Source organism: Mesorhizobium sp. LCM 4576, from assembly GCF_001854815.1.
Classification (GTDB): Bacteria; Pseudomonadota; Alphaproteobacteria; order Rhizobiales; family Rhizobiaceae; genus Mesorhizobium; species Mesorhizobium plurifarium.
Genome location: NZ_MDDT01000017.1, coordinates 182,947 through 208,693, shown reverse-complemented (window position 1 = coordinate 208,693; position 25,747 = coordinate 182,947). Strand labels below are relative to the sequence as shown.

The following is a 25,747-nucleotide window of genomic DNA, read 5'->3' as shown; positions in this document are numbered from 1 at the left end:
CCCCGTGCAAAGCCCTCCTTGTGGGAGAAGGTGGCCGCGAAGCGGCCGGATGAGGGGTGTTGGAAGGAATGAAGCGCCGGCGGTTGGGCACAACGGTGCTGCAAGGCGAACGCCATTGCCAAGCTGGAACACCCCTCATCCGTCTCGGCGCTTCGCGCCGATCCACCTTCTCCCACAAGGGGAGAAGGGGAAGGCGCTTCACTTCTTGAAGTTGGCGATGAACTGCTTGAACTGCGGCGTCGGCGGCCTGGCGAACATTTCCTTCGGTTCGCCGACCGAATCCACCTCGCCCTTGTGCAGRAACATCACCTTGCTCGACACGTCGCGGGCGAAGCCCATTTCGTGGGTAACGACCAGMATGGTGCGCCCTTCCTCGGCGAGCGAGCGCATGACGCGCAGCACCTCGCCGACCAGCTCCGGATCGAGCRCCGATGTCGGCTCGTCGAACAGCATCACCTTGGGGTTCATCGCCAGGGCGCGGGCGATCGCGGCGCGCTGCTGCTGGCCGCCCGACATGTGCGGGGGATAGTAGTTGCGCCGCTCCCATATGCCGACGCGCTTCAGCAGCGCCTCGGCCTGCTCCAGRCACTCCGCGCGCGGGCGCTTGAGCACATGCGTCGGCGCGGCGACGAGGTTTTCGAGCACCGTCATATGCGACCAGAGATTGAAGCTCTGGAAAACCATGGCGAGGTTGGCGCGGATTCGCTCCACCTGGCGGATATCGGCCGGCATCTGATGRCCGTCACGGCTTTGCTTCATCTTGATGAGCTCTCCGTCGACCCGGACTTCTCCGGAATCCGGGGTTTCGAGGAGGTTGATGCAGCGCAGCATCGTGCTCTTGCCGGAGCCTGAGGAGCCGAGGATCGAGATGRCGTCGCCCTTGTGCGCCTCGAGCGAAATGCCCTTGAGCACCTCGTGWTCGCCGAAGCATTTGCGCAGGCCCTTGACGCTGATCGCGGGCGTCTCGCCGGAGGACGGTACTGCTTGCGCGGCAGCGGCGACATTTGCCGACATCACAACACCTCCGGGATGGKTTTGATTTGCTGGCTCTGCTCGGGCGGCGGGCGCAGATGCGGCGAAAGCCGGTATTCGACCCAGGCGAACAGCCGCGCGATCGACAGGTTGAGCAGCAGGTAGATCACCCCGGCGCAGGTCAGCACCTCGATCGGCCGGAACGTGTCGTGCTGGATCTTCTGCGCCGTTCCCATCATCTCCATGATGGTGACGACGGAGGCGAGCGCGGTCGCCTTGGTCATCAGGATGATTTCAGTCGAATAGRCCGGCAAGGCCAGACGCAGCGCGATCGGCAGCGTGACGAGGCGGAAGCGGGTGAAAGCYGACATGCCGAACGCCTTGGCCGCCTCGATCTGGCCGACGGGCACCGCCCGCAGCGCRCCGCGGAAGATCTCGCTCTCATAGGCGGCCGTGTTCAAGGCCATGGYGACGATCGTGCAATACATTGGATCGCGCAGGATCGGCCACAGGATCGGGCTGTGGCGGACGAAATCGAACTGGGAGAGCCCGAAATAGATCAGATAGAGCTGCACCAGGAGCGGCGAGCCGCGGAAGACGAAGACATAGGCGCGGGTGAAATATTCGCCCAATTTGTAGCCGGAAGCCCGCAGCCAGGTCAGGCCGGTGGCGATGACGAGGCCGAAGGCGATGCCGAAGAACCAGATCTCGAGCGTCAGCGGCAGCGCCTTGAGCACGCTCCACATGGTCGAAAGGTAGAAGTCGAAATCCACCGCCACCCCTCACTTCGGCCGCGTGAAACTGCGCGAGGTGTAGCGCTCGGCCCTGTCGAAGATCGGCGTCGAGATCGAGGTCATCACCAGGTAAAGGATGYCGGCGAGCGTGTAAAAAAGYAGCGAATGATGCGTCGAGCGCGCCGCCTTGTTGGCGGTGAGCATCAGTTCGGCGACGCCCGTGACCGAGATCAGCGCCGAATCCTTGATGGTCAATTGCYAGACATTGCCCAGCCCCGGCACCGCGAGGCGCAGGACCTGCGGCATGATCACGAGGYGAAACCGCAGCCAGGCCGACATGCCGTAGGCGCGGGCCGCTTCCAGCTCGCCGCGGTGGATGGCCAGGAACGACCCACGAAAGACCTCGGCCTGGTAGGCGCCGGAAATGATGCCGACCGCGAGCACGCCGCCGAGGAAGCTCGGCATGTTCAAGATGTCGGTCGAGCCGATCGATCCGGTCGACCTCGCCACGCCGGTCAGCACCTGCGTGCCGCCATAGTAGAACAGGTAGATGATCAGAAGTTCCGGTTCGCCGCGGAAGACCGTGGTGTAGCTCTCGCCGATGAACTTCAGCCCGCCGCGATGCGAAAGCTTGGCCGCCGCCACCAAGGACCCCAGTATCGCGCCGATCAGCATCGAGACGACGGTGACGGCGAGCGTCCAGCYAATGCCCCAGAGCAGTTGCACGCCCCAGCCGGCGGCCAACAGCTCATAGGCCGTCGASACCTGGTCCTTGAGATCGTTGAGAAACTMCACTTACGGCTCCTGCGGACGCCGAGAGATATGCATCGACGGTTGTTCAATGCAAAACGGGAGCAGCCTTGGCTGCTCCCGTTGCGACATCACTTGGTAATGTCGATCTTGAACCACTGCAGGGAGTATTTCGACACCGAGCCGTCGTCGAGCGCCGCCTTGAGCGCCTTGTTGTAGATGTCCTGCAGATCCTTGTCGGTCTTGCGGAAAGCCGCGCCGATGCCCGGTCCGAGGATCGGACCACCCTTGAATTGCGGGCCAACGAATTCCAGGTCCTTGGYATCGGGCTTGGCCAGCGTGCCGAGGAAATAGGTGGTGTCGGCGAAGGCTACGTCGATACGACCCGCCATCAGGTCGAGATCGTGCTCGTCGGTGGTCTTGTATTCATGGACGTTGGCGACATCCTTGAGATACYTGTCGGCGAAGGTCGCCTCCGTGGTCGAAACCTGCAGGCCGAGATTCTTGCCGGTGAGTTCCTTGCGCAGCGTATCGAGCGCCGCCTTGGATTCGGCGTCGTCCTTCGACAGGTCGATCATCTTGCCTTTGTTGGACAGATTGGCCAGCGGGCCGTTCTTGTCCGCAAGGAAGGCTACCGGCGAAGAGGCATAGGGGATCGAGAAATCGATCGTCTTCATGCGCTCTTCGGTGATCGACATGCCGTCCATGACGATGTCGAACTTACCCGCGGTGAGACCGGGAATGACGCCGTCCCAGTCCTGCGCGACGATGTTGCATTCGAGCTTGGCGCGGGCGCAGACGTCGTTGAGGATGTCCACCTCGAAGCCGACGATCTTGCCGCTGGCGTCCGTCTGGTTCCAGGGGGCGTAGGAGCCCTCCATGGCGACCGTGACGGTCTTCCAGTCCTTGGCCATTGCCGGGGTCGAGCAAGTCAACGCCAGCGCTGCCAGCGCGATCCAACGTGATGATGTCACAGTAGTGTCTCCCGTATTTTGTTCTTGGAACCCTCTGATACCAATTGCTTAGCCCAGCCCCAATTCTGCGACAAGGGCAGTTTTCCGCTTCACGCGTTGTTGCAATCCGCTCGTGAATCCAAACGCGCCTCGCGRCTTCCACCGCGAGCATCGGCTCAATCAGGGCTGCGGGCCAAACGGCGGGACTACTCCGCGGGGGCGCCCGCAACGTTTTGGCGCGTTGCTTCCATCATCCGGCGCCGGGYGCGGAAGACGCCCCATTGCTGGTCGACCARCACGCCGATCAGGATCACGCCGCCCATCACCGCGAAGTTGAGCGATGAGGGAATGCCGAGCAGGTTGACGAGGTTCTGCAGCTCCTGCAGCAGCACGGTGCCGAGGACGACGCCGACMAGCGAGCCCTCGCCGCCGCGTAGCGAGAAGCCGCCGAGCACCGCAGCGGCGATGGCATAGAGCTCGTAGAACTGGCCGTGGCTGGCCGGCGAGATCGAGCGCGTGTACATGGCGAAGTAGATCGCCGACAGCGCCGTCAGCACGCCGCAGATGACATAGGCCGCGATGATGATCCGGCCGGTGCGGATGCCGGAATATTTCGCCGCTTCCTCGTTCTTGCCGATGGCGTAGAGATAGCGGCCGAACACCGAGCGATGCAGCACCACCCACATGACGAYGGCGATGACGATCAGCGCGATGAAGGAGTTCGGCAAGCCGTAGGAGCGGCCGGCGGTCAGGAATTCGAGCGTCGGGAAATTCTGCCCGAAGGCGAAGCCCGCCGTGCCGTCGGCGGTGTAGAAACGCGCCACGCCGCGATAGATCAAGAGGCCGCACAGCGTCACCACGAAGGGCTGCAATTTGAGCCGCGTGATCAGCCAGCCATGCACGAAACCGATGACGGCGCCGAGCGCGATGATCACCACGAAGGCCAGCGGCCAGTCCAATTCGCGCACCGCGATGAAATCGATGAACAGCGTGCCGAGAAGCGCAATCAGCGAGCCGACCGACAATTCGATGCCGCCGGTGATGATGACGAAGGCCTGGCCGATCGACAGGATGCCGAACAGCGCGACGAGGTTGGAGGTGTTGGCAAGGTTGATCGCCGACAGGAAGCGCGGATTGATGGCCGTGACCACCGCGCCGACCACCAGGATCAGGATCAGCAAGCCGAGATCTTTCTTGCTCATTCAACTCCTCCCGCCGCTTGCAGCAATTTCGGCTTCTTGCCGACCGCCAGCAAGAGCACGTTCTCCTGGCTGAAATCGTCTTTGTCGAGGATGCCGGAGATCTGCCCCTCATGCATGACCGCGATGCGGTCCGACACGCCGATCACCTCTTCCATGTCGCTGGAGATCATCAGCACGGCGACGCCGGCATCGGCCAGCGCCCGCATCAGCCCGTAGATCTCGGCCTTGGCGCCGATGTCGATGCCGCGCGTCGGCTCGTCCAGGATCATCACCTTGGGGTTCATCGCCAGCCATTTGGCCAGAACCACCTTCTGCTGGTTGCCGCCCGACAGCGTGCCGGTGCGGGTCAAGACCGACGGCGCCTTGATGCCGAGGTTCTTCTTCTGCTTTTCCGCCGTCGCCAGCTCGGCGCCGGTGGAGACCAGCGAGCGCCTGGCATGCGCCGGCAGGTTGGGCAGCGTAATGTTCTGCGCAATCGAGAGATCGAGCAATATGCCGGTGAGCTTGCGGTCCTCCGGCACGAGGAAGATGCCGTTCGCCACCGCGTCGGCGGCCGAACCGACATCGAGCGGCTTGCCGTCGAGCGTGACGCTGCCGGCCAACCGCTCGTCGACGCCGAACAGCACGCGGGCGAGCTCCGTGCGGCCGGAGCCGACCAGGCCGGCGAGGCCGAGGATCTCCGCGCGCCTCAATTCGAGGCTGACCGGCCTGTCCGGATAGGTGCTGGTGCGGATCGCGTCGGCCGACAGCGCGACGCCGCCCGGCGCGCGGGCGGCTTCGCCGGCCTTCTCGCGCTCCTTCAGCATGCGGCCGATCATCAGCCTGACCATCTCGTCGTGGTTGATCTCAACCTTCGCCAGCGTGCCGGCCAGCGTGCYGTCGCGCAGCACCACGACACGGTCGGCGACGCGCTCGATCTCATGCAGCCGGTGCGAGATGAAGATGACGCTGATGCCTTCGGCCTTCAGGCCCTTGATGACGTCGAGCAGCTTTTCGGTCTCGGCGATCGGCAGGCTGGAGGTCGGCTCGTCGAGGATGACAAGACGAGCCTTGATCGACAGCGCCTTGGCGATCTCGACCATCTGCTGCTGGGCGAGCGACAGCGACGCCACCGGAGCGTCGGCCGAGAAATTGGCGCCAACGCGCTTCAGCAGCGGCGCCACCATGTCGCRCAGCCTGGCGCGGTCGACCAGCCGCAGCGGCCCGGCGCGCAGCGGCTCGCGGCCGAAGAAGATGTTGGCGGCGACGTCGAGGTTTTCGAAGAGGTTCAGTTCCTGATGCACGAAGGCGATGCCGGAGCCGATGCTTTGCTCGACGGTCAGCCCGTCATGCGCCGCGCCATCGACGGTGATGGTGCCGCTGTCCGGCCGCGTCACGCCGCCGAGGATCTTCATCAGCGTCGATTTGCCGGCGCCGTTTTCGCCGACAAGGCCGATGACCTCGCCGGGCCGGACCTCCATCGAGAACCGGTCCAGCGCGACAACGCCCGGATAGGTCTTGCGCACGGCCTCCAGGCTCAGGAACGGAGCGGTGATCGGTTGAGTGGTGTCGGTAGAGGTCATCGCGCCTAGGTTTACCGCACGGGGCAACAGCCGGTGGCCACAGACTGACGGGCCTTGGCCGGCCCGTCAATACGAACGCCGGCTCAAGGCAAACCCTTGAGCCGGCGCAACCRTGCCGGGCTTACTTGCCCGCCATCGCCTTGAGGTTGGCGGCGTAGGCGTCGACGTCATCCTTGCCGATGATCTTGGTCGGGATGATGATCAGGTTGTTGGCCGGGATGYCCGACTTGTCGCCCTTCAGATAGGCGGCCATCAGCTTCATGCCCTGATAGGCCCATTCGAACGGCTGCTGCACCACGGTGGCGGCGACGGTGCCTTCCTTGACGCCGCCCAGCGTGATCGGATCGTCGTCGAAGCCGACGACGGTGATCTGGCCGAGCTTGCCGGCGTCGCGCAGCGCTTCATAGATGCGCGGCGTGTTGTAGGAGTAGAAGCCGACCATGCAGGTGATGTCGGGGCTGGCGACCAGCGCGTCCTCGACATTCTTCTTGGCGCGCGCCTGGTCGATATCGTCGCCGCGCACGTCGACCAGCTCGATCTTGCTGCCGGCGAGCCCGTCCTTCATGCCCTGGATGCGCTCCTTGGCGTTGTCGGCGCCGAGCAGGCCGACGAAGCCCAGGCATTTGCCGCCGTTGGGCATCGCCTTCTTGGCGATCTCGGCGGCCTGCTTGYCGGCATCGACGTTGGACGAGCCGATATAGGCGACGCGCTTGGTCTGGGGCGCATCGGAGTCGGTGGTGAACAGCGCGGTTTCCGACGCGATCTTGTTCAGCCCGTCGGTCGAGGTCTTGGGATCGACGGCCGAGACCATGATGCCCTTGACGCCTGCCGTCACCAGATCGTCCATCAGTCGCTGCTGGATGGCGACCGAGGATTGCTCCGGATATTTGAGCTCGAGATTGTAGTCGGGCAATTCGGCCTGCGCCTTCTTCACGCCGGCTTCCGCCGCCTTCCAGAAGTCTGACGCGCCGTTGACGACAAAAGCCAGCGTCGGCTTGTCGTCCGCGCGGGTAACCGCCGTGGCCGCAAGCCCGATGAGCAGGGCCGCCGCGGCGACAGATGCATTACGGATCATGGRTTTCATAGTTCAACCTCCCTTGTAGAACTTGCCTTGTAGAACTCGTCGCCGATGTCTCGGCTGCGGCCCGGACAACCCTCCTCCTCAAGGGTGCGGCGCAAAGGTCCGCCGACTTAAGAACGGTGCCGATCCGRCCGCGGTCGAGACACTAGACACTCATGTGGCGTTCGTAAATAGTCCGATTTGTCTGACATTTTCGTGAGAATGGACCCGAGCCCAGACCGGCAATGGCGCCGGTTTTCATGCAAGCGTCCCTCGCACCWGTCGCCCCCGAACGGAGACGACGAGTTGACACTAGAACGCTAACGGCTATTAGTAAAGAGTATTAGTTATGAGGCGAGGACGCGTATTTTCGAAGCGGAGGAGACGCTGGTCGAAGGGTACGCCGGGAGTGAGGAGAACGAGCGCGGCAAAGCCTGTAGCCGTGCCGAAGATACAGGAATTGTCAGCATTGTTGACCTTGTCTGACTGGTTTCGTCGCGAAGCGTCGTAGCCGGTGATTTGCATGTTGTGCTTGCTAATATATATTAGTCGACGCCATCTCGATAAACGCGCCGACCTCGACCATCTTGCCGTTGCCGCCGCCTTTGCTTTAGAGCCGGCTGGGTTTGGGAAACGACCATGAGCGAACCGACGGAACTCAGCGACCCTCCCGGGACTTCCAGGCGCCGCAAGCCGGCCGCCAAGCCCAAGGGGCGCGTCACCATGACCGACATCGCGCGCGCCGCCGGCTGCTCGCAGGCGACGGTCTCGTTCGTGCTCAACAATTCGCCGGGTATCAGGCTGTCGCAGCAGACCCGCGACCGGGTCATCGAGGCAGCTCGAGCGCTGGGCTATTCGCCGCCGGTCTTTTCGGCGCTCAGGCCGCCGGTGACGCCGTTCGAAGGCCTGGACGGCATCATCGGCTTCGCAGTCGACCAGCTCGCCACCAGCCCCGAGGCGGTGGTCGCCATCGAGGGCGCGCGACAGGCTTCGTGGAACGCCGGCAATGTGCTCCTGGTGGCGCAGACCATGGGCGACGCGGTGATGGAACCGCGGGCGATTTCAGCGCTGACGAGGCGCGGCATCTCGGCGCTGATCTACATGACCATCTTCACCCGCGAGATCGCCGCGCCGGATTTCCTCTACAGCCTCGACATCCCTGTCATCCTGCTCAACTGCTACACCGCCGACTATGCCTTCCCGGCCGTGGTTCCCTCCGAGATCGCCGGCGGCCAGAGCGCGACGAGGCATCTGATCGCCCACGGCCATCGCCRCATCGCCACGATCACCGRCGAACCGTGGATGYAGGCCGCRCAGGATCGRCTGAAAGGCTATCGCCGTGCCTTGGCCACCGCCGACATCCCTTTCGATCCGGAGCTGGTGGTCGAGGGCGACTGGTCGGCCAGCGCCGGTTATGCCGCGACGGTCAAGCTGCTCGGGCTCGAGGAGCGACCCACCGCGATCTTCTGCCAGAACGACCGCACCGCGATCGGCTGCTACGAGGCGCTGAAGGAAGCCGGCCTGCATATCCCGCAGGACATTTCCGTGGTCGGCTATGACGATGAGGAGATCGCCCGCCATCTCTTCCCGCCGCTGACGACGTCGATCCTGCCGCATCTGGCGATGGGCCAATGGGCGATCGAGCAGCTCGAAACGCCACCGACGCCCGGCCGCGGCCGCTATCCCATCACCAAGCTGGAATGCCCGCTGGTGGAGCGGGAGAGCGTGGGGAACGTGCCCGCACAATTGCGGTGACCCTGCCCTGGGACAGGATTATGATGGGTGGGCGTGTGTTCCTTTGCGATAGGAAAAACGCTCATGTGGCCGAACCGCCGTTTATGCGATCTCTTGAAGATCGARCATCCGATCATCCAAGCTCCGATGGCCGGCTCGGCAACGCCGCAGCGGTAAGCAATGCCGGTGGGCTCGGGTCGCTCGGCTGCGCATCGATGCTGCCGGATGGCCTGCGCAACGTGGCGCGCCAGATGCGCGCCTCGACCGAGCGGCCCTTCAACCTCAATTTCTTTGTTTTTCCCAGACCCAATACCAGCGACGCCGTGCTGACCGGGGTCATCGACAGGTTGCGGCCCTACTACGAGGAGCGTCACTCGACGAACCCTCGCGGAAGCTTCCGCCGATCGGACCGGGTTTCGACGACGAAAAGCTTGAACTGCTGCTGGAGATCCGCCCRCCGGTCGTGAGCTTTCATTTCGGCATTCCAGATGCGGCTGACGTCGGCAGGCTGAAGCGAGCCGGGATCGCGATCATCGGCACCGCGACGAATGTCGCCGAGGCGCGCAAGCTCGTCGACGGCGGGGCCGATGCAGTCATCGCCCAGGGCTGGGAGGCGGGCGGCCACCGGGGCTCGYATGCCCCCAATGGTCCCGGCGACGGCGTCGGCGCGATGGCGCTGGTCCCCCAGGTCGTCGATGCCGTCAAGCTCCCGGTCATTGCCGCGGGAGGCATCGCAGACGGCCGCGGCATAGCGGCGGCTTTCGCGCTTGGCGCCAGCGGCGTGCAGATCGGCACCGGCTTTTTGTCCTGCGACGAAGCCGGCACGGACGCACCGCGCCGCGCCCTGATGCGCGCCGCGAGCGACATGGACACTATGGTCACCGACGCCTTCACCGGCCGCGCGGCGCGGGCGAGACGCACCCGCTATGCCCTGGAGATGGAGGAGAGCAGGACGCCCCTTCCGGACTTCCCGCAAATGGTCGCGCTCAGCGCTCCGCTCGGTGACGCTGGGGCAAAGGGAGATTTCGCCTTTCATCTCTATGGCCAGGCGGCAGCGCTGAACCGGGAGCTTCCTGCGGGCGAATTGATGCGGACGCTCGTGGCCGAAACAAGTGACGTGTTCGAAGCGCTCTCGGCCGGCAAAGGGATGCCTGCCTGAGCGAAGCCTCCGGTCGCTGGCGCTCCCGATAAGTCCCACCCAGATCGCAAAGATCAGCCGGCAAGCAGGGACGCCATACGGTTGCGATCGATGATGTTGGCGCTCGGCGGTAAGGGCTGACCATCCAGCTCGGCCAGTTTTGCCGCGATATGCGGCCTGGCGACGACGTCCTGTGGCAGCGAAACGCACATGGCGATCTCGATCACGCCGCGAAACACCTCGGYATCCTCGCTTGCGGCGGCGAAAAGCCGGGCCGTGACCGGATTCGGCGGCGGAACAGGAAGGCCGTCCGCCAGGGCGTTCATCTCCGCTATCCGGGCACGGTCGGCGGCGATCTGGTTGCGATAGAACGGGCCGACCTGGCGCTCGGTCTCGGCATCGTATTCTCGCGAGAATTCGGCAGGGTCGTCGATGTGCCGGCGAACGATGTTCCTGAGCACCTGCGCGTGCACAAGACCGACGCTCAAGCCCCGCCCGGCGGACGGATTGGTGCAGGCCCAGGCGTCGGCCACAGCCGCAAATCCGGTGACGACGGRCTGGCCGTCGACGACAAAGCGCCGGTAGCGGTCGAGAACGCCCGCCATCAGCAGGACATGCGTGATCGGCTCGCCGTCAAGCCAATGGGCCTGCATGGGACAGGCCATGACGACACGGTGGAACGTGGCCGTGTCGCGCAAAGCCCGCATGGCCTTGTTTCTCGCGGAAGTGAACAGGGTGACCGACCAGGTGTCGTTGTCGCCGTCCAGCGTGAGAATGGAGAACATCCCCATCGGCGTGAGCAGGCGGCCCTTTCGGCGCGGCCGCTGCTTGCCAGTGAAGTAGCGGGTGAAGTAGGCGAAATTGCTGTCCTCGGCTTCCTCGCTCGGGCTGCGGCCTCCGGCCGCCACGATCCATTCGCAGGCAGGGCTTCGCCGACCCATCGCGTCGATCACCAGATCGGCGCGAATCTCTTCGCCGGAGGTTGTGCGGAYGCCCGCAATATGCGGCACGCCGGGAATGGCCGAAGCGCCCGTGACCAGTTCGCGAACCTTGGTCCCCCGCCGGATCATCACATTGGGCGCCGCTTGCGCCATCTCGGCCACGGCCCATTCGATCACTGGCCGCCGGCCGGTGACGAAGCGCATCGCTTCATCGCCCGGGCGGGGCGCCCTGTCCGTTATTGTCGGGGGCAGCGACCGAGGGTCGAAGAAGTCCATCCAGACGCAGCCGGCGCGCAGCAATATATCCGTCAGCCCGGGCAGTTCCTGATCGGCGACCATCCGGAAACGCGAGCTGAGGTTGTGAGGCTGCCTGAATTGCGCGACGCCAGGGCGCTCCCAATCCCACCCTTGAACGGAACTCGAAGGCTGATCCGCCGGATCGGCCTCAAGGACCGTCACGTCATGACCGTCGCGGCCAAGCATGGCCGCCGTGCACAACCCGATTACGCCTCCACCGCAAATCAGGATCTTGCTCACCCCGTCCCCCAATGTCCGCGAGGGTCGGCACTATATTAGCTTCTGTACATGTTCCCGGCAACGTGCCGGACCGGCCAGCGCCGACCCGCTCCACGCCTGGTTGCGCTCACGGGACGATCGGCTGCTTTCGTCGCTTGGCATGGCTCCCGCGCAGGTCTAGGCTGGAAGCAGCGAAGGGAGGGCGGGATGACATCAAGCTTCACCGTTCACGCCGCGTCCGGCTATGAGCAGCTCATGGGCCGCTGGAGCCGCAGGCTTGCGCCCAAGTTCATCGATTTCGCCGGGCTTGCCCCCGGCGAAAAAATCCTCGATGTCGGCTGCGGCACCGGTAGCCTGACCTTCGAGCTGGCGAAATCGGCCCATCTCGCGGAAATCCAGGCCATCGATTTTTCCCCGGTCTTCGTCGCGGCGGCGAAGGAGAAAAACACCGATCCGCGCGTCACCATCAGCCAGGCCGATGCCACGGCGCTGCCGTTCGCCGACAATGCGTTCGACCGCGCGCTGGCGCTGCTGGTCCTGCACTTCGTGCCGGAGGCCGGCAAGGCGGTGGCCGAGATGCGCCGCGTCGTGCGGCCGGGCGGCGTGGTCGCGGCCGTGGTCTGGGACCATTACGGCGGCATGACCGGCATGCGCATGATGATCGACACCGTCGCAGCGCTCAGCGAAAGCGGGCGCCAGATGCGCAGCCGCTATTGCTTCCAGCCGATGATGCAGCCGGGCGAGATGAAGCGGACCTTTGCCGAGCAGGGTCTCGTCGACGTTACCGAGGCCGAGCTGATGATCCGCATGGACTACGCGGATTTCGACGACTTCTGGGCGCCGATCGGCGCCGGCGAAGGGCCGCTCGGCAGATACATTACCACGCTGGACGCGGCCGAACAGAAGCGCATCGAGGCCGCCGTGCGYGATGCCTATCAGGCCGGCAGGCCCGACGGCCCGCGATCCTTCGCCAATATCGCCTGGGCCTGCCGCGGCATCGTTCCCTGAACGTCGGCAGCGCCTCAATTGCCGCCGGCTGCCGTGGCGTTGATCTCCCAGCCATCGACCCAGACCTGCCGCAGTCGGTCGCCCTCGCCCTTGAACCATAGGCCCGCCGGCCGGCAATCCTCGATGCGGTCGCTGCGGAAATTGCGGATGGCCTGGCGCAATTCGCACCAGGCGACGACGTTGGCGGTCTCGGCATAATAGACCAGCGCGACCGGACGGATGACGCGGTCGGTCGCCCGCCCCGCCTCGTCGCGATAGGAGAGGCTGAGCTTCTCCTCATCGCGGATGGCGCGGCGGACCAGGGCGAGGTCGACAGCGGCGGCGGACGGCGGCGCGAAGCCCCAGGCATGGATTGCGTTGGCGTCGAGCGTCTGCCGCAGGGGCGGCGGCACGGCGCCGGCGATCTTGGCTCCGACGCGTTTTGCCGCTTGCTTGAGCTCATCGTCGCCGGTGCGTTCGAGCAACGCCAGCGACAGCACGATCGCCTCCATCTCCTCGATGGAAAACATCAGCGGCGGCAGGTCGAAGCCGGGGCGCAGGATATAGCCGATGCCGCGCCCACCCTCGATCGGYACGCGCATCGCCTGCAGGGCGACGATGTCGCGATAGACCGAGCGCACGGTCACCTCCAGCCGCTCTGCGATCGTCGCCGCCGTCACCGGCTTCTTTGCCAGACGCAGGATCTGGATGATCTCGAAGAGGCGCGAGGCCTTGCGCATTTTTCCACCCGACCGAAACGCAACTGACACACCCCCGTCAGTTGGGGTGACCTATAGGGCCGTCTACGCGCTTGAAAATCAACAGATTCCTTTGTGGGCAAGCGACCGAAGCGACAGGCAACTGACATGAGCTATGCCGAAAACCTCTGGCTGTTCTTCGTGCTTCTGCTCGGCATCATCGCCGTCCCGGGCATGGACATGCTGTTCGTGCTGGCCAACGCGCTGACCGGTGGCAGCAATCGCGGCCTGGCGGCCACCGCCGGCATCATGCTGGGCGGCGCGGTGCACACGCTGAACGGGGCGGTCGGCGTCGGCCTGCTCATGCATTTCGTGCCGGTGCTGTTCACGCCGCTGCTGGTCGCCGGCGCCGCCTACATGGCCTATATCGGCATTTCGCTGATGCGCAGCTCGATCACCGTCGGCGACGACCGCCCCACGGCGAGCCRCTCGGCCTGGAAGGCATTTCGTCAGGGCCTGGCCACCTGCCTGATCAATCCGAAGGCCTATCTCTTCATCCTTGCCGTCTATCCGCAATTCCTGAAGCCGGCTTACGGCCCGATCTGGATGCAGGCGACAATCATGGGATTGCTGACGGTCGCCACGCAGGCGGCGATCTATGGCGGGCTCGCCGTCACCGCCGGCCGCAGCCGGGAGCTGCTGGTCGACAATCCGCAAGCGACCATACTTGCTGGGCGAGTCGCCGGGCTGCTGCTGTTTGCCGTTTCGATCTTCACGGTCTGGGAAGGGTTGAGGGCGGCGTGAGCGCCGCCCTCTCCAACATTTCGCTCAGGCAGCGCCTTGCCGGCTGGCGAGCAGTTCGCGCTTCACCGACCGGCGCCATTCGACGGCGCCGGCAAGGCCGTGCAGCACGGTCTCGGTGGTCGCCCAGTCGATGCAGCCGTCGGTGATGCTCTGGCCGTAGACGAGCGGCTTGCCGGGCACGACGTCCTGGCGGCCGGCGACGAGATTGCTCTCGATCATGACGCCGATGATGCGCTCGTCGCCGGAAGCGACCTGGCCCGCCACGTCATGCGCAACCTTCGGCTGGTTCTCCGGCTTCTTGGCGCTGTTGGCGTGGCTGACATCGATCATCAGCCGCGGCGCGACGCCGATGCGGCCGAGCTCGGCGGCGGCAGCCTCGACGCTTGCGGCATCGTAGTTCGGCGTGATGCCGCCGCGCAGGATGACATGGCAATCCTCATTGCCRGTGGTCGCGGCAATGGCGCTGCGGCCGCCCTTGGTCACCGCCATGAAATGATGCGGCTGGGCGGCCGACTTCACCGCTTCGCCGGCGATCCTCAGATTGCCGTCGGTGCCGTTCTTGAAACCGACCGGGCAGGAGAGACCCGAGGCCAGCTCGCGATGGATCTGGCTTTCGGTGGTTCGCGCGCCGATGGCGCCCCAGGCGACGAGGTCGGCGATGTATTGCGGCGTGGTCATGTCGAGGAATTCGGTCGCCGCCGGCAGGCCGAGATTGTTGACGGCCGACAAGACGTTGCGCGCCATGCGCAAGCCCTTGTCGATGTTGAAGCTGCCGTCGAGGTCGGGATCGTTGATGAGGCCCTTCCAGCCGACCGTGGTGCGCGGCTTCTCAAAATAGACGCGCATGACGATCTCGAGCCGGTCGGCCAGGGCCTCGCGCAGYGCCGCCAGACGGCTGGCGTAGTCCACGGCGGCGACCGGATCGTGGATGGAACAAGGGCCGACGATRACCACCAGTCGATCGTCGGCCCCCGTGAGGATGGAATGGATGGCGTTGCGCGAGGCGGCAACGGTGCGCGTCGCCGTGAGCGAGCGCGGTATCTCGCGCATCACCTCTTCCGGCGTGCTCAGGACTTTGAGTTCTCTGACCCGAAGGTCGTCTGTGGTGGTCAACACGGCTTTCTGCTCCTGGTTAGGAGACCCGCCGGCTGAAACAAAAAAGCCGCCAGGTCTGGCGGCTTGTCGGATTTTGATCTGGAGTTTTTCAGATCGAGCGCAATCCTCCCGCCGYCAGCGAGCTACCGTAGCTAAAGTACCAAAACGAGGCGGTCAGGTGGATCATGYGGCTCATATAGTCGATGTCGGGGCGCTTGTCACGTGCGACGATTCTACTCCCCGATCACCCCGGCGATGTTCTGGTCGTAGTCCACCAGCGAGCCGGTCATGACGCCGGCCTGGGGGCTCAGCATATAGGTGATCAGCCGGGCGAGCTGAGCCGGTTTCACCAACTGGCCCATGGGCTGCGCCGCTTCGGCCTTCTCCAGCCAGTCGTCGGGCGCGTCGTGCCATTTCTTCTGGACGATCGCCTCGCCCTCGGTGTCCATCCAACCGGGCAGCACGGCGTTGCAGCGGATGCGGTTCTTGCGATAGGCGCTCGCGACATTCTTGGTCAGYGTCATCAGCGCGCCCTTGCTGGTCGAATAGGGCGTGAGGAACGACTGGCCGGCATGCGCCGACATCGACAGCACGTTGACGATCGAGCCCGGCGCCTTGCGTTCGAGCAGATGCGCGACAAGGCCCTGCATTAGGAAGAACGGTCCGCGCACGTTGGTGTCAAAGATCTGGTCGAAGAGTTCTTCCGTGGTCTCCACCAACGATCCCCGCGCGGACGTGGCGGCGGCGTTGACCAGCGCGTTCAGCGTGCCGAAATGCTTGACCGCCGTCTCGACAGCGCGCTTGCAGTCGGYGACCTTGGCGACATCGGCGCTGATGAAGATGGCGTCGACGCCATTCTTCTTGAGCGCCGCGACCGCCTTGTCGCCTTTCTCCTGCGAGCGGCCGACCAGCGCCAGCGCGCGACAGCCCTCATCGGCAAGCGCTTCCGCAACCGCGAAGCCGATGCCTTGCGCGCCGCCGGTGACGATGGCGCGCGTTTCTGAATTGCGACCGGCCAAACCGCTCATCGCTGTGCTCCTGTGTTTTGAATGACCAATGGATTTTCGAGATTCATTGACGTTCCGATCGGCTTCCCGGTGTCTTGTCGCAACGTTGATAACTTGGTCGAGGCGTCCCCGACTTCGTCATCCTAGGGCGAAGCAGGAGCGAAGCTCCGTCGCGGAGACCCTAGGATCCATGCCGTGACCCCGGCCCTAGAACGGGCGGAGCAGAATTCTGCGCCGTCAGCATCGTTTCAACGTAACGGCATGGATCCTCGGGTCTGCGCGCGTCGCTTCGCTCCTTGCTCCGCCCGTGGATGACGACGCGATGGATGTTCCGGCCAATCGCCACCCTTGCAGACCACAAACCGACCATCCTTCAAAGCGTTCACCCAGCCGGACTAGCCGACGCGGACGGTCTTGCCGGTCTTCGCCGATTGCAAGGCCGCATCGGCCAGCTTCAGCGCAACCAGCCCATCCTTGCCGCTCGGCGCCGCCTTCTTGCCCGCGGTCGCCGCGGCGATGAAGGAGGCGATCTCGTTGGCATAGGCGTCGATGTAGCGGGTCATGAAGAAGTCGTGCAGCGGCGGGCGGGTGTAGCCCTTGTCGTTGGCGAGCTCGATCGACACCGGCCGCTGGTTCTCGGCCGCGACCATGCCTTTCGAGCCATGCACCTCGATGCGCTGGTCGTAGCCATAGGTGGCGCGGCGCGAGTTGGAGATGACCGCCTGCTTGCCGGAGGCGGTTTCGAGGATGACGCTGACCGAATCGAAATCGCCGGCATCGCCGATCTTCTTGTCGACCAGCACCGAGGCGTGGGCGCTGACGGCAACAGGTTCTTCACCCAGCAGGAAGCGGGCCATGTCGAAATCATGGATGGTCATGTCGCGAAAAATGCCGCCGGAGCGGGCGATGTAATCGAGCGGCGGGGCGCCGGGATCGCGCGACGTGATGGTGACCATCTCGACTGCGCCGATGGCGCCGTCGTCGATCGCCTTGCGGACGGCGGCGAAATGCGGGTCGAAGCGGYGGTTGAAGCCGACCATCAGCGTGGCTCCGGTCTTCTCGACCACGGCCAGGCATTTCTCGACCCGCTCGACGGAGAGATCGATCGGCTTCTCGCAGAAGATCGCCTTGCCGGCCTTGGCGAAGCGCTCGATCAGATCGGCATGGGTGTCGGTCGGCGTGCAGATGATGACGGCGTCGATGTCCTTGGCCTGCTCGATGGCGTCGATCGTGCGGACTTCGGCGCCATAGGCGGAGGCGAGCTCCGTCGCCGCTTTCTCGAAGGCATCGGCTACGGCCACCAGCCTGGCCTGCGGGTTGGAGGCGACGGCGCGGGCATGCACCTTGCCGATGCGGCCGGCGCCGAGGAGAGCGAAGCGGAGTGTCATGGAATGTCCTTCGAGGTGGGTTTTATAGGCATATCCGCGCCTTTTGGCGCGGAAGATTGGCTTGATCCCGTCGTGGCGCCCGTCAGGCAGCCTGACGTTCCGCCTGTCCGGTCTTCGCGCCGGTGATGTAGGCGACGATGTCGTTGCCGTCGGTGTCCTGCTTGCGCAGGTTGGCGACGATGCGGCCGCGGCGGAAGACGACGATGCGGTCGACCAGGTCGAACACCTGGCGCATGTTGTGGCTGACCAGGATCAGCGGCTCGCCGTTTTCCTTCAGCGTACGGATGATGTTTTCGACCTGCGCCGTCTCCTGCACGCCGAGCGCCGCCGTCGGCTCGTCCATGATGATCAGCTTGGAGGCGAAGGTCGCGGTCCTGGCGATCGCCACGCACTGGCGCTGRCCGCCCGACATGTGGCGGATGGTGCTGGAGAGGTTGGGGATCTTCACCGCCGTGCGAACAAGTGCTGCCTCCGTCGCCTTGCGCATCGCCTTGCGGTCGAGGATGGAGAAGGGGCCGAGGTTGAACAGCACCTTCTCGCGACCGAGGAACAGGTTGGACGGCACGTCGAGGTCGTCGGCCAGCGCGAGGTTCTGGAACACGGTCTCAATGCCTGCCTCGCGCGCCTCGATGGGGCCGGAGAAATTCACCTCCTTGCCGTCGAACCAGATCTTGCCGTCGGTGYGCTGCTCGACGCCGGTGATCTGGCGCACGAAGGTCGATTTGCCGGCGCCGTTGTCGCCCATGATGGCGACATGCTCGCCCTTGCGCAGCTCGAAATTCGCCTCCTGCAGCGCATGCACGCCGCCATAATGCTTGGTGAGGTTCTCGGTCTTCAGAACGATGTCCGACATGGTCAAGCTCCTATCGCGCGGCGGCGCTGGCGCCATTGATCGAGAACGACCGCGCCGACGATGATCACGCCCTTCACCATCTCCTGATAGTAGGCGTCGAGGCGCAGGAAGGTGAAGCCGGAAATGATGACGCCGAAGATCAGCGAGCCGATGACGGTGCCGATGATCGAGCCGCGGCCGCCCGAGAGCGAGACGCCGCCGATGACCGCCATGGCGATGGCATCGAGCTCGTACATGACGCCCATGCCGGCCTGGGCGGTGAGGTTCTTGGAGGAGAGCACCACCGCGGCGATCGCGGCCAGGATGCCGGCGATGGCATAGACCAGCACCTTGTGGTTGGCGATCTTGATGCCGGACATGCGCGCGGCATCCTCGTTGGAGCCGATGGCGTAGCAGTGCTTGCCGTATTTCGTGTAGGTCAAGATGAGCTGGAACAGGATCGCCAGCGAGATGAAGATGACGACGGGCATCAGGCCCTTGCCGATGGCCGCGAAGCTGTCGGTCGGGAACGAGATCGGCTGGCCCTTCGACCACCATTTGGCGATGCCGCGGGCGGTGACCATCATGCCCAGCGTGGCGATGAAAGGTGGAATGCGGGTATAGGCGATCAGGAACCCGTTGATCAGGCCGGCGATCAGGCCGCAGCCGATCGCCACCAGCAACGGCACGATGACCGGCAGGTCGGTCCAGCCATAGTCGATGAACATCGCCTTGGGGTTGGGATTGCCATTGACGGTCGCGACCTGGGCGAAGCTCATGGCGATCATGGCGGTGGCGCCGACGATCGAGCCCGAGGACAGATCGATGCCGCCGCAGATGATGACCTGGGTGACGCCGATGGCGATGATGCCGACGATCGAAACCTGCAGGATGATGATCTGCAGGCGCTGCTCGTTGAACAGGCCCGAGACGTTCTCGCGGGTGTTGAACAGGAAGCTGTCGCCGAGGAAGACGCGGCCGATCAGCTCGAAGGCGGCGACCAGGATAACCAGCGCCAGGAACACGTTGAACTCGGCCGGCCATGGACGCTTCTTGGCGTCATAGCTCAGCCCGCCAATGCCATGCGATGTCTGTGACACGTCTTCTTCCTCCGTCGGGGCGCACTTGTCCGGCCTCCCGCGGACGGGAGGAAAGGCGGAGCGGCGCGCTTGTTCCGATTGGACGCGCCGCCCCGTATCGAGGCGCCTCAGTTCTTCTTCAAGAACTTGTCGATGTTCGCCGGCGTCACGAGCTGGAACGGGATGTAGACTTTCTTGTCCACCTTTTCGCCCTTGGAAAGCTTCAGCGCCGCATCGAGCGCGCCGGCGCCCTGACCGGCCGCGTCCTGGAAGACCGTGACGYCGAGATCGCCCGCCTGCATGGCGGCCAGCGCGTCCTGGGTGGCATCGACGCCGCCGACCACGACCGACTTCATGTCGATGTTGGCGGCCTTCATCGCCTGGATGGCGCCGATTGCGCTTTCGTCGTTGTTGGCGATGACGCCGTCGAAGGCCTTGCCCGACGACAGCCAGTTGGTCATCAGGTTCTGCGCTTCGTCACGCTTCCAGTTCGAGGTCTGCTTGTCGATGATCTTGATGAAGCTGCAGTCCGGCGTGGCGATCACTTCCTCGATGTCCTTGGTGCGCTGCACCGCGGCCTGGTTCGAGAGCTCGCCCATGATCACATAGACATTGGCTTCCTTCTTGCCGGCTTCCTTGAATAGGCGGCAGGCTTCCTTGGTCTCGAGCGTGCCGGATTCGGCCTCATTCGAGGCAACGAAGGCCTGGTTGTCGGGGAGCTTGTCGAYGTTGACCGGCTCGCGGTTGACGTAGACCAGCGGGATCTTAGCGGCAGCGGCCGCGTCCGACATCGCCTGGGTGGCCGAGGTGTCGACCGGATTGACGATGATGGCGTCGACGCCCGAGGCGGCGAAGTTCTTGATCTGGTCGAGCTGCTTGGCGACGTCGTTCTGCGCGTCCTCGACCTGCAGCTCGACGCCATCCATTCCCTTGGCCTGGGCGATCATGCCGTTGCGCAGCACGGTCAGGAAGTTGTCGTCGAAARGAGCCATCGAGACGCCGATCTTGGCGGCGAAGGCGGATGAACACATCAGCGCCGAAAGCGCGACGCCCAAAAGAAGTTTCTTCATTTTATTCTCCTCCACTTGGTGTCCGGCTGCACCCATTGAACCGGAATCCCCGGTTTGCCCGGGGAATCTCTCCCTGCGGCCATGCGGCGTCGCCAATTCGATTGGAACGCCTCTTCCTCCGTCCGAACAGACGCTTCGGAACGAAAGAACCAAAAGGCCTGGTTGGTGAAATATTTATTCCATTTCGTTTTGGAAACGTCAAGGGCGATTCCGACCGGGGCGGCCGGTTTTTCGATCACGATCGACGGGACGAAGGCCGCGATCGTCGCCGCACGGGCCGGAATCGCGGCAAACCGCCATGAAAGAATTCATCAGCCTGATGGATTCCATCACTGCGGACGCTAGATATTTTCCGGCAGATAGATGTCGAAGGGCAGGAAGGTCTGCCCTGGCGCATTGGCGGCGCCGCTTTCGATGGCGTGCGCCATCAGCCCGACGAGTTCCCGGCAGAGCGCTGCGAGCGGCGTCGAGATCACCATGGTGAGGATGTTGTCGGCAAGTGCGGCGCGCGAGACGGCGTTGATCTCGTTGCAGATGACGACCGGCATCTCGGCCGGGCGCGCCGTCCTCAGCGCCGAGACCGCGCCCTCCATGCCACCGCCGGCAACGTAGCAGCCGGCAAGATCGGGATGGCGCGCCAGGAGGTCGAGCATGGCGTCATGCGTCACGTCATTGGCCTCGAGGTTGACCAGTGTCTCCATCACGGTGAAGTCCGGCGCATGCTCGCGGAAGAAAGAGCGGAAGCCGATCTCGCGCAGCTCATGGCCGTGGAAGCGGTGGCTGCCGACGAAGAGTGCCACCTTGCCCGGCTTCCTGGCGGCCTTGGCGATCATCCAGGCTGCGCTGCGCCCGACCTTGCGGTTGTCGAGACCGACATAGCCCTCGCGGATGCCGGCGGCAAAGTCGGACAGCAACGAGAAGACCGGCTGCCCCCTCGCCTTCAGCGCCTCCACGACCGCCGTCAGGTTGGGATGGTCCGGGCCRACAACGGCGATGGCTCTCGACTTGGCCGCCAGTTTGCGCATCTGGGCTGCGATCTCGTCAGGCACCAGCGAAGTGGCGAACTCGACGGTCRCAACGCCGCGGAAACGTTGCGACTGCGCGACCGCCAGCTCAAGCTCCCTGGCGAAATCACCGTAGAAGACGTCATTGCCCCTCAGCAGCAGGAAGCCGAGCCGGTATTCCGGCAATTCCTGGCGCATGCGCTGCTTGATCAGCCCCGCCGCGTGATAACCGATCTCGGTGGCGGCGTCGTAGACGCGGCGCGCGGTTTCCTCGCGCACCGGCAGGCGGCTGTTCAGTACCCGGTCGACCGTGGCGACGCTGACGCCGGAGACGCGCGCGAGATCGGTAATGGTCGGCCGCTTTGTCATCAATGCTTCCTCGTCAACGCGACCGAAGATATATCATTCTGATAGGAAATGATAGAAACTATCTTTGTGATGTTGAGACTATCAGACCTTGCGACTATGCTGAAGTGGAAAGTCAGCGATGCGCGAGCCCTGCATGGTCGGGGCAGTCGCCAAGGCGCTGGCGGAGGAACCCCAATGACGGCAATCACGTCTTCGGCGGCGTCGCCGCGCGACTACAGCCTGACCGGACGAGACGCCAGGCTCGCGGTCGAGAACGGGCTGGCGGCGGCCGAGTGGTATCACACCGAGATCCCGCGCAAGCAGATGAAGGAGCTGATGCAGYGCTCCGACCAGCCGGYGATCCGCGACACCATCATCTGGCTGGGCGCCTTCGTCGTCAGCGCCGCGGGCGGCATCTGGTTCTGGGGCAGCTGGTGGTGCGTGCCGTTCTTCTTCGTCTACGGCACGCTCTACGGCTCCTCGACCGATTCCCGCTGGCACGAATGCGGCCATGGCACGRCCTTCCGCACGCAATGGATGAACGATGCCGTCTACCAGCTCGCCTGCTTCATGATCATGCGCAACCCGGTGACCTGGCGCTGGAGYCACACGCGCCACCACACCGACACGATCATCGTCGGCCGCGACCCGGAGATCGCCGTCATGCGCCCGCCGGACCTGCTGCGTGTGGTCCTGAACTTCTTCGGCATCCTCGACGCCTGGCATGCGATGACCGACATGGTGCGCAACGCCGCCGGCGTCATCAGCGCCGCGGAAAAGACCTTCATCCCCGAGYAGGAGCAGCCGAAGGCCATCCGCGTGGCCCGCATCTGGGTCGCCATCTATCTGGTGACCATCGCTTTGGCCCTCTACCTGCATTCCTGGCTGCCGCTGATGCTCGTCGGCCTGCCTCGTCTTTATGGCGCCTGGCATCACGTCATGACCGGCCTGCTGCAGCATGGCGGGCTGGCTGAGAATGTCATCGATCACCGGCTGAACAGCCGCACCGTCTACATGAACCCGATCAGCCGCTTCATCTACTGGAACATGAACTACCATGTGGAGCACCACATGTTCCCGATGGTGCCCTATCACGCGCTGCCGAAGCTGCATGARATGATCAGGCACGATCTGCCGGCGCCGACCCCATCGATCCTGGCCGGCTACCGCGAGATGATCCCGGCTTTCCTGCGCCAGCTGCGCAACGAGGACTATTTCCTCAAGCGCGCGCTGCCGCSGACGGCGAAGCCCTACCGGGAAGAACTGCACAACGACAATCCGGTGGCGGCCGCGGCCGAATGAACTGCCGAAGAGCTTAACCAATCGATTTTCGCGGAGGATAAGATGAGCGACTGGGTCGAGGCCTGCGCGGCTGAAGACATCGACGAAGAGGACGTGATGCGGTTCGACCATGGCGGCCGAACCTTCGCCATCTACCGCAGCCCGGACGACGAATACTTCGCGACCGACGGCCTGTGCACGCATGAAAAGGTGCATCTGGCCRACGGGCTGGTGATGGACGACATCATCGAATGCCCCAAGCACAATGGCCRCTTCAACTACAAGACCGGCGACGCGCGCGGCGCGCCGGTCTGCGTCAATCTCAAGACCTATCCGGTCAAGGTCGATGCCGGAAAAGTCCTGATCCAGATCGGGTGAGACAATGGCGGGGATGGTGATCATCGGGGCCGGCGAGTGCGGCGGACGCGCGGCGCTTGCGCTCCGCGATCTCGGCTATGAAGGGCCGGTCACGCTGGTCGGCGACGAGCCGCATCTGCCTTACGAGCGRCCGCCACTGTCGAAGGACGCGATGACCGGCGAGGTTCCGGTCATCAAGGCGATCGCCAGCGACGAACTGTTCGCCGAACGCTCGATCCGCCACATCCATTCCGTCCGGGCCGTCGCGATCGATCGTGCAGCCCATACCGTGCAGCTGTCGGACGGATCTTCGCTGCCATATGAAAAGCTTTTGCTGGCGACTGGATCGGTGCCGCGCAAGCTGCCGATGCCGGGCCTCGGGGGCCGTTGCGTTTACCTGAGGACCTTCAACGACGCGCTGGCCATCCGCGCCCATCTCAACGCCGGCAACCGTGTCGCCATCATCGGCGGCGGCTTCATCGGCCTGGAGCTTGCCGCGGCGGCGCGCAAGCTCGGCGCCACGGTCACCGTCATCGAGGCGCAGCCGCGCATCCTGATGCGCGGCGTGCCGGCGGAGATCGCCGAAATCATCCACAAGGCGCATGAGGCCGAGGGCGTTGCGATCCGCACCGGCCAGGGGATCGCCGCGATTGCCGATGACGGCAAAGAAGTCGCCATCACGCTGGCCGATGGACAGACGGTCGTCGCCGATCTCGCGGTGATCGGCATCGGCGCGGTGCCGGTGACGGCKCTCGCCGCCGAGGCGGGTTTGGCGATCGATAACGGCATCGCCGTCGACGAACATTTGYGCACCGCCGACCCGGATATCTTCGCCGCCGGCGATTGCTGCTCGTTCCCGCTCGCCGTCTATGGCGGGCGGCGCGTGCGTCTCGAAGCCTGGCGCAACGCCCAGGAACAGGGCGCGCTGGCCGCGAAGAACATGCTGGGCGCCGGCGAGGCGCATGCGGCCGTGCCGTGGTTCTGGTCGGATCAGTATGGGCTCACCCTGCAAATCGCCGGGCTGCCCGACGAAGGCAAGAGCATCGTGCGGCGCGACCTCGATGACGGCGCCTTCATCCTGTTCCATCTGGCTGAGGACGGCAGGCTGGTCGCAGCCAGCGGGATCGRCTCCGGCAACGCGGTGGCGCGCGACATCCGCCTGGCGGAAATGCTGATCGCCAAGCGGGCGAGCCCGGCGCCGGAGGCGCTCGGCTCGCAAGCGGTCAAGCTGAAGTCGCTGTTGGCGGCGTGAGGTCAGCTAAAACAGCGCCTTCAGCTCGTCCAACTTGTCGTTGACCAGCCAGCCGTAATAGTTCTCCTCGGGCAGCTTTTCGGCTTGGCCTTCGGCGCGGCGCTTTTCGTTCTCTTCCTTCAGCGCATAGGCGCGCTGCTCGGGATTGCCGACATTGTAGAGCGTGGCGGTCAGGCCTGGATTCTTCGAGATGTCGAAGCCGGCGATGCCGCGGTAGGCGTCGATCGACTTCCTGATGGTCGCGGCGACGTAAGGCAGCGTCAGGTCCGGATCCATGATGGTCTTGTAGACGGCGTTGGGATCATCGACATCGAGCCTCGGCAAGCCGGAGACCTTGTGCACCAGATCGCTCATCTGCAGCGCGGTCAGCGGGTTCAATTGGCCGAGRCCGAAGGTCTGGCCGGCGTAATAGGGCTGGAAGAAGGTGGCGCCGAAGCGGTCGTTGGGGAAGTCCTCGCCGCCGACGGTCTTGCCGCGGAAGGAGTGGTTCCAGACCTGCTCGCGGCATTCCCACAGATCATAGCTGTCGTCCATGCCGGCGCATTTCTTGAATTCCGGCCGCTGGATGAAGTCCGAGATGTCCTCGCCGTGATAGGCGAAGGAGAGCTTGCTCGACAGATAGGAGATCGCCTTGACGTAATAGGTCTGCAGGCGGTCATACGCGTCGACATTGTAGGTATGCTCGCCGACGATGGCGCCGACGATATGCATGGGGTCGATGCCGTAGGCCGCCGCCACCTTCCTGATCTTGCCGCGCAATTCGGCATCGTTCTGCAAGAGCGCATAGACCTTGCGGTACTTGGCCTGGAAGGTTGTGTTGGTGGCCTGGGTGCGCCGGCTGGAAGCGCCCGGAATATCCGGCTGCACGCTGTTGCGGTTGCCCGGCGGCACCATCGTCGCGGYATCGGCGATCGTCACCGCCGCCGCCAGGGCCATACCGAGAAAAAGCAGGATAAGTTTCTTCATACGCCGCCGCTTTCGAA

General features: G+C 64.4%; 25 protein-coding genes. 8 read left to right on the top strand and 17 right to left on the bottom strand.

The annotated features are described in order from the left end of the window. Window positions 1-198: 198 nt before the first annotated feature. From LCM4576_RS09840 to LCM4576_RS09810, 7 genes are all read right to left on the bottom strand, one after another. Window positions 199-1,014: an ABC transporter ATP-binding protein gene (locus tag LCM4576_RS09840; protein ID WP_071031916.1), complete on the bottom strand. Its 816-nt coding sequence runs from the start codon at window positions 1,012-1,014 to the stop codon at window positions 199-201. After that, window positions 1,014-1,751: an ABC transporter permease subunit gene (locus LCM4576_RS09835; protein WP_320411849.1), complete on the bottom strand. Its 738-nt coding sequence runs from the start codon at window positions 1,749-1,751 to the stop codon at window positions 1,014-1,016. Before LCM4576_RS09835 ends, LCM4576_RS09840 begins: the two co-directional genes overlap by 1 nt. A 3-nt stretch (window positions 1,752-1,754) precedes the next feature. Next, a complete protein-coding gene (locus tag LCM4576_RS09830) occupies window positions 1,755-2,501 on the bottom strand; it encodes an ABC transporter permease (RefSeq protein ID WP_071031915.1) in 747 nt (248 codons plus the stop codon). Window positions 2,502-2,587: 86 nt separating this feature from the next. Next, window positions 2,588-3,430 carry a transporter substrate-binding domain-containing protein gene (locus LCM4576_RS09825; protein ID WP_071031914.1) on the bottom strand — a complete coding sequence of 281 codons (843 nt, stop codon included), beginning with the start codon at window positions 3,428-3,430 and terminating at the stop codon, window positions 2,588-2,590. Between the two features lie 185 nt (window positions 3,431-3,615). After that, entirely contained in the window at window positions 3,616-4,611 is a 996-nt protein-coding gene (locus LCM4576_RS09820; RefSeq protein WP_071031913.1) for an ABC transporter permease, read from the bottom strand. Further along, window positions 4,608-6,173 carry a sugar ABC transporter ATP-binding protein gene (locus LCM4576_RS09815; protein WP_071031912.1) on the bottom strand — a complete coding sequence of 522 codons (1,566 nt, stop codon included), beginning with the start codon at window positions 6,171-6,173 and terminating at the stop codon, window positions 4,608-4,610. Before LCM4576_RS09815 ends, LCM4576_RS09820 begins: the two co-directional genes overlap by 4 nt. Before the next feature lie 121 nt (window positions 6,174-6,294). Next, window positions 6,295-7,257, bottom strand: coding sequence for a sugar-binding protein (locus tag LCM4576_RS09810; RefSeq protein WP_071031911.1), 963 nt, complete (start codon window positions 7,255-7,257; stop codon window positions 6,295-6,297). 615 nt (window positions 7,258-7,872) lie between these two features. Here LCM4576_RS09810 and LCM4576_RS09805 point away from each other — a divergent pair. The 3 genes from LCM4576_RS09805 to LCM4576_RS09800 all read left to right on the top strand — a co-directional run bounded on the left by LCM4576_RS09805 (window position 7,873) and on the right by LCM4576_RS09800 (window position 10,126). After that, window positions 7,873-8,988, top strand: a complete 1,116-nt coding sequence (locus tag LCM4576_RS09805) for a LacI family DNA-binding transcriptional regulator (RefSeq protein ID WP_071031910.1) — start codon at window positions 7,873-7,875, stop codon at window positions 8,986-8,988. Between the two features lie 65 nt (window positions 8,989-9,053). Further along, window positions 9,054-9,434 (top strand): nitronate monooxygenase, encoded by a 381-nt coding sequence (locus tag LCM4576_RS37485; RefSeq protein WP_274534960.1) that lies wholly within the window; start codon window positions 9,054-9,056, stop codon window positions 9,432-9,434. Continuing rightward, window positions 9,431-10,126: a nitronate monooxygenase family protein gene (locus LCM4576_RS09800; protein WP_274534959.1), complete on the top strand. Its 696-nt coding sequence runs from the start codon at window positions 9,431-9,433 to the stop codon at window positions 10,124-10,126. The genes LCM4576_RS37485 and LCM4576_RS09800 overlap by 4 nt, the downstream gene beginning before the upstream one ends. A 53-nt stretch (window positions 10,127-10,179) precedes the next feature. On the opposite strand, the gene LCM4576_RS09795 is transcribed toward LCM4576_RS09800, so the two are convergent. Continuing rightward, window positions 10,180-11,583: an NAD(P)/FAD-dependent oxidoreductase gene (locus LCM4576_RS09795; protein ID WP_071031909.1), complete on the bottom strand. Its 1,404-nt coding sequence runs from the start codon at window positions 11,581-11,583 to the stop codon at window positions 10,180-10,182. Between the two features lie 186 nt (window positions 11,584-11,769). Between LCM4576_RS09795 and LCM4576_RS09790 the strand changes: the two genes are divergently transcribed. Next, the gene (locus tag LCM4576_RS09790; protein WP_071031908.1) at window positions 11,770-12,570 is read left to right on the top strand and encodes a class I SAM-dependent methyltransferase; all 801 of its coding nucleotides are present in this window, start codon (window positions 11,770-11,772) and stop codon (window positions 12,568-12,570) included. A gap of 14 nt (window positions 12,571-12,584) precedes the next feature. Here the strand turns inward: LCM4576_RS09790 and LCM4576_RS09785 are convergent, their stop codons facing one another. Beyond that, window positions 12,585-13,289, bottom strand: a complete 705-nt coding sequence (locus LCM4576_RS09785; protein WP_071031907.1) for a YafY family protein — start codon at window positions 13,287-13,289, stop codon at window positions 12,585-12,587. A gap of 126 nt (window positions 13,290-13,415) precedes the next feature. Between LCM4576_RS09785 and LCM4576_RS09780 the strand changes: the two genes are divergently transcribed. Next, on the top strand, window positions 13,416-14,051 hold the full coding sequence (locus LCM4576_RS09780) for a LysE family translocator (RefSeq protein WP_071031906.1): 636 nt from the start codon (window positions 13,416-13,418) through the stop codon (window positions 14,049-14,051). Between the two features lie 24 nt (window positions 14,052-14,075). On the opposite strand, the gene LCM4576_RS09775 is transcribed toward LCM4576_RS09780, so the two are convergent. The 7 genes from LCM4576_RS09775 to LCM4576_RS09740 form a co-directional block, all read right to left on the bottom strand. After that, window positions 14,076-15,167: a 3-deoxy-7-phosphoheptulonate synthase gene (locus LCM4576_RS09775; protein ID WP_071031905.1), complete on the bottom strand. Its 1,092-nt coding sequence runs from the start codon at window positions 15,165-15,167 to the stop codon at window positions 14,076-14,078. A gap of 212 nt (window positions 15,168-15,379) precedes the next feature. Then, on the bottom strand, window positions 15,380-16,174 hold the full coding sequence (locus LCM4576_RS09770; protein ID WP_071031904.1) for an SDR family oxidoreductase: 795 nt from the start codon (window positions 16,172-16,174) through the stop codon (window positions 15,380-15,382). A gap of 374 nt (window positions 16,175-16,548) precedes the next feature. Next, window positions 16,549-17,541: an inositol 2-dehydrogenase gene (iolG, locus tag LCM4576_RS09765; protein ID WP_071031903.1), complete on the bottom strand. Its 993-nt coding sequence runs from the start codon at window positions 17,539-17,541 to the stop codon at window positions 16,549-16,551. Window positions 17,542-17,623: 82 nt separating this feature from the next. Beyond that, window positions 17,624-18,394, bottom strand: coding sequence for an ATP-binding cassette domain-containing protein (locus LCM4576_RS09760; protein WP_071031902.1), 771 nt, complete (start codon window positions 18,392-18,394; stop codon window positions 17,624-17,626). Window positions 18,395-18,396: 2 nt separating this feature from the next. Continuing rightward, window positions 18,397-19,473: an ABC transporter permease gene (locus LCM4576_RS09755; RefSeq protein ID WP_040986902.1), complete on the bottom strand. Its 1,077-nt coding sequence runs from the start codon at window positions 19,471-19,473 to the stop codon at window positions 18,397-18,399. A gap of 107 nt (window positions 19,474-19,580) precedes the next feature. Beyond that, on the bottom strand, window positions 19,581-20,522 hold the full coding sequence (locus tag LCM4576_RS09750) for a sugar ABC transporter substrate-binding protein (RefSeq protein WP_071031929.1): 942 nt from the start codon (window positions 20,520-20,522) through the stop codon (window positions 19,581-19,583). A gap of 341 nt (window positions 20,523-20,863) precedes the next feature. Beyond that, entirely contained in the window at window positions 20,864-21,895 is a 1,032-nt protein-coding gene (locus LCM4576_RS09740) for a LacI family DNA-binding transcriptional regulator (protein WP_071031900.1), read from the bottom strand. A 174-nt stretch (window positions 21,896-22,069) separates the two neighbouring features. On the opposite strand from LCM4576_RS09740, the gene LCM4576_RS09735 reads away from it, so the two are divergent. Genes LCM4576_RS09735 through LCM4576_RS09725 form a run of 3 tightly spaced genes read left to right on the top strand, consistent with a single transcriptional unit; the run spans window position 22,070 to window position 24,764 of the window. Next, window positions 22,070-23,176 (top strand): fatty acid desaturase family protein, encoded by a 1,107-nt coding sequence (locus LCM4576_RS09735; RefSeq protein WP_071031899.1) that lies wholly within the window; start codon window positions 22,070-22,072, stop codon window positions 23,174-23,176. A gap of 42 nt (window positions 23,177-23,218) precedes the next feature. Then, on the top strand, window positions 23,219-23,533 hold the full coding sequence (locus tag LCM4576_RS09730; RefSeq protein ID WP_071031898.1) for a MocE family 2Fe-2S type ferredoxin: 315 nt from the start codon (window positions 23,219-23,221) through the stop codon (window positions 23,531-23,533). Between the two features lie 4 nt (window positions 23,534-23,537). Beyond that, on the top strand, window positions 23,538-24,764 hold the full coding sequence (locus LCM4576_RS09725; protein WP_071031897.1) for an NAD(P)/FAD-dependent oxidoreductase: 1,227 nt from the start codon (window positions 23,538-23,540) through the stop codon (window positions 24,762-24,764). A gap of 6 nt (window positions 24,765-24,770) precedes the next feature. Here LCM4576_RS09725 and LCM4576_RS09720 read toward each other — a convergent pair whose 3' ends face one another. Further along, window positions 24,771-25,730, bottom strand: a complete 960-nt coding sequence (locus LCM4576_RS09720; protein ID WP_071031896.1) for a DUF1402 family protein — start codon at window positions 25,728-25,730, stop codon at window positions 24,771-24,773. Window positions 25,731-25,747 lie beyond the last annotated feature (17 nt).